At 62.1% G+C, this 443-nt stretch carries 1 pseudogene; it reads right to left on the bottom strand.

Annotation, left to right across the window (positions count from 1 at the left end):
• Window positions 1–330: pseudogene (locus SM191_RS19605) on the bottom strand (transposase); the annotation flags it as partial.
• Between the last annotated feature and the right edge of the window lie 113 nt (window positions 331–443).

The raw sequence follows: 443 nt of genomic DNA, 5'->3' as shown, positions 1-443 counted from the left end.
GCCGCTCGCTCATCCCCAACGTCGCCTGGAGATGCGCGACCGCTTGCCGCTTCGCGGCGGGCGTCACCACTTTTTTGACAGCAGGTCTTTCAACCCCGCGTTGTCGAGCATCGTGTCCGCCAATAGCCGTTTGAGCCGGGCGTTCTCCTCTTCGAGCGACCGCAGGCGCTTTGCGTCAGACACCTCCAGGCCGCCGAACTTCGCCTTCCACGCATAGTAGGTCGCGCTCGACATCCCGTGCTTGCGGCACAGCTCCGTCACCACCGCACCCGCCTCGGCCTCCTTCAGAATGCCGATGATCTGCTCTTCCGAAAACTGCTTCCGCTTCATTCCGTCCGTCCCTTTAAGGATTCCTCTGCGAAACGGCTCATTTGTGACAGAGGATCTGGGCGAGGCTTTCGCTGCAGGGATCCGGTACGGGCCTTGGTCAGCTTTGGCTGGCC

The sequence above is a fragment of the Sphingomonas sp. 2378 genome (genome assembly GCF_038084995.1).
GTDB lineage: Bacteria > Pseudomonadota > Alphaproteobacteria > Sphingomonadales > Sphingomonadaceae > Sphingomonas.
The sequence above is the reverse complement of the archived record's forward strand: the minus strand, read 5'-3'. Positions and strand labels throughout refer to the sequence as shown.